This is a genomic window from Pseudomonas sp. C5pp (assembly GCF_000814065.1).
GTDB lineage: Bacteria > Pseudomonadota > Gammaproteobacteria > Pseudomonadales > Pseudomonadaceae > Aquipseudomonas > Aquipseudomonas asiatica.
Window position 1 is genome coordinate 1 of the sequence record NZ_JWLN01000073.1, and the last position, 3343, is coordinate 3343.

The window sequence follows — 3343 nt, forward strand, 5'->3', positions numbered from 1 at the left end:
GGGGTTGTACGCCGGAATCCCAGAAATTTCCGTCAGCCCAGCTCCAGTCCCGCCACGAGCGCATCCAGGTCGATGAACTTGCCGTCAGTCTGGAAGGTGTAATGCCCGTTCAGCAGGATGTGCCGCCAGGCCGCTGGCGACATCTGCGTGATCAACGCCAGCGCCTTGGCATTGCCAGCTGCCTCGTACTTCGTCAGCAGCAGGGACAGGATCGCCGAGTTGTAGAAGATGATCGCGTTGCCGATCAGCCTGGCGCACTGGTTGCTGATCTCGATTTCGATGTCGGTGCGGCCGGTCAATTCCTTCTTCCCACCGACTTGGGCGATGGTCGAGCGTAGCTGGTGATAGGACTCAATGCGGTTCTGCGAGCGGTGAACATTACGCTCCAGTTGCGGGTCGCGCAGGTAGCGCAGTGTGTAGATACTGCGGATGAGCTTGTCGAACTCGAAGATTGCGCGCCGCGTCGGGTTCGGCGCCGTATAGGTGCACAGCTTGCGGATCAGCGTGCCCTGCGTCATTTCCTTCAGGCCCAGTGTGGCGACGATTCGGTCGATGTTCGCCTTCTCACCGACGATGAGTTGCCGGTCGATCTGGCCAGCCGGCCGGATCAGGCATTTCTCGTACAATGCCAGATCATCGGCGCAATACAGCTCCTGCAACTGGTCGTCGAGGTCGGTGAAGCGCGGCTCGAAACGAAGTCCGAACCAGTGCAGGATGGCGAAGTTGGCCTTGTTGATGCTGTGCATGTCGCCGGTGATCGCGCTCGGCACGATGTCCGACGTGTTGCGGTACCAGATGTCGAACACGTGGTGAGCCTCGTACTCGTGTGCGCCTATCAGGTAGCCGTTCAACGGCACGTGATTGCACAGCAGCGTGTAGGCGACGACGCCCTTGCCGCGGCCGAAATATTTGCGCGAGTAGCGCGCCTTCACAGTTGGTCGCTCGACGCCGAATTTCTGCCCATCAACGGCACCGTACAACGAATCGAGGTCGAACGAGTAATGCGGGAAGATCGGCAGTGCGGCGATGGCGTTGCTGATGCAATCGTTGGCCACATGTAGCGTCGCCTGGCGCAGGTACTGCTGGTAGGTACTCTCCAGGACGTGGTACGGGATGTCGCTGGTACGTGCCATAACCTGGTTGCCGTGGTTCATGGCTTGGGCAATGATCACCGCCATCAGACTGTCGGCGTCGGCTACCTTCTTCGCATAGCGTGGCTGCAATGGTGTCAGCGCCGACAGGAACTGGCACTGGCCGTTGACGAAGCGAAACACGTCGGCGACATCGCAGTATGGCAGTTGCTCGTAGAGAGCTTGCTCGCGCGCCTTCTGGTTCTCCCCCTTGGGCTTGCGCCAGGTCAGTCTCTGCGTGTCCTTGTCGTATTCCAGGTGCGTCAGCTTGCCCTGTTTCAGCTCGCGATTGAACGCCACCCATTGCGCACGCAACTCGGTCGCCAGTGCATCGAGCTGGGCACTGACCGGCTGCCGCAGGAAGGGGATGTCCATCTGCGCGAGCACGGCGGCTTTCTCGTCCATCGAAACCAACTCGTCGGACAAATGCCGGTGCTGCAAGCTATCGTCAATGTAGAGCTCGCCCGCCTGGAAGCGTTTCCTGACCTGACGGTAAAGCCAGAATTCGTAACGATCGGCATGCAGGCCTGTCGGCGTGCCTTCGGCATCGAACATCAGCAGGTACGGACGCAAGCGTTTCGGCAGCGTTGCCGCCGGACATTCGTCGAGTGGCCGTTGTGATAGGCGCTGCTGCTTGGCGAACACGCTCTTGGCCCAAGTCAGCGCCGCGAGCCATGGGTTATCGGGGGCCGTGCCGGCGAAGTCGAGCGCGACGTACAGCGGCCGTAGATGGCGTCGAATGCGTTCGGCCAGGCCGTCCACCGCCTGCCAGTGCAGCGCCAGTTTGTTCAGTGGCTTGACGCTCATGCGCTGCGCCGTGTTTTGCAGCAATTCCCTGGACATGATTTTGTAGGCGCGTTGGCGCACCTCGCCGAACGGCGTCGGATCGGCCACGCTGTCGTCCACGTACAGCGACAGCAGGCGGCCAACCTGCGGCGTTTCCTGATGGCGTCGCAGCTGTTCGGCGACAAAGGACTGTTTCGCACCCGTGCGGCTCTCGTCCTCAAGTTTTTTCATGTGGAAGGCCATCGCGTCGACCAGGTTGTCGGTGAGCTGCCGGTAACGTACCCAGGCATAGCACAGCAGGTAGAGCCGGGTCTGCTCCGCCTTCAGGTGGCGCAGGTCATGGACGGTATAGAAGTTCGCCAGGCTCGCGTAGTACAGCAGGTTCTGCTGCGAGATGCCGAGCTTGGGCAGCAGCGCCTTGGCGATCCCGTGCAAGGACTTCAGCGTGGCGCGCTTCTCGCGCTCCCCTGCCATCTGACGCCAGCCGAAATCTTTAGCGTCCTGCTTGAGCGCTGCCAGTTGAGACAGGGTGTCGTCACGCACCAGGAGCTGGCCCAGCGCAGCTTTGGCCGATTCGTCCAACACTTCTGCCAGCAAGCCGCCCAAGCGCCTGCGTTCGGTGGACAGGGCTTCACTGACCAGCTCTTGTAAGGTGGTGTGGCCGGGCCGGATGATTTTGTGCTCGCTGAGCCAAACGATCAGTTCGGCGGCCACGAATCCTGGCATTACGTCGCGCCGCACGATCTGTTCAGCCTGCTGTGCCAGTTGCGGCAGGAAGCTAGCCGCCCACGACCGGTAGCCGAACAGTTCGGCGATCTGACCCCTCTGGCTGTAGTGCTCATGCTTGGTGATCGCCTTGCGTTCGAACGCTTCGCCGTGGAAATAGCGACTCAGCACGAAGGCGCAATCGTCCTCGACCTCATGCCAATCGAAGCGGAAGAAAGCATGCTTGGCCTTGAAGTAGCCGATCTGCAAGACGCAATAGACTTGGGCCTGCAGGCTAGGCCGGCTGCTGGCGAACGCCAGTTCAGATTCGGCCAACGCCAGGTATTCCAGCCGCTGAGCATCGTCGAAGTCCGGTAGGCCGTACAAGGCTTCCTGCTCTGCGTCAGAAAAGACGGTGAGTAGCTTATTCTTGTTGCTCATCGACCGTCCTTCCCGCACCACGCCAACCTGCTCGCGTCAATGTTTCGATCAACGTAGTGCGCTTGACATTGAAGTTGCGGCACACCGCCGCCTTAGACATGCCGCCATCGAGCGCGGCGACGATGGCGTCCAGCTTCTCACCAGTGATCGCCTGCGGCCGGCCGCCGATCCGGCCGCGTTTGCGTGCGGCGGCCAAGCCCGCGACGACGCGCTCCTGAATCAAGGCGCGCTCGTACTGCGCGAGCGCACCGAACACCTGGAACAGGAATTCGCCCGAGGGC

The 3343-nt window shown here is 61.2% G+C and carries 2 protein-coding genes; both read right to left on the minus strand.

The window, feature by feature from the left end; genetic code table 11:
• Positions 1-32 precede the first annotated feature (32 nt).
• The gene (locus RR51_RS28255) at positions 33-3062 is read right to left on the minus strand and encodes a Tn3 family transposase (RefSeq protein ID WP_024015041.1); all 3030 of its coding nucleotides are present in this window, start codon (positions 3060-3062) and stop codon (positions 33-35) included.
• The coding region (locus tag RR51_RS28260) for a recombinase family protein (protein WP_039615461.1) at positions 3046-3343 on the minus strand (298 nt) is incomplete at its 5' end. The genes RR51_RS28255 and RR51_RS28260, both read right to left, overlap by 17 nt.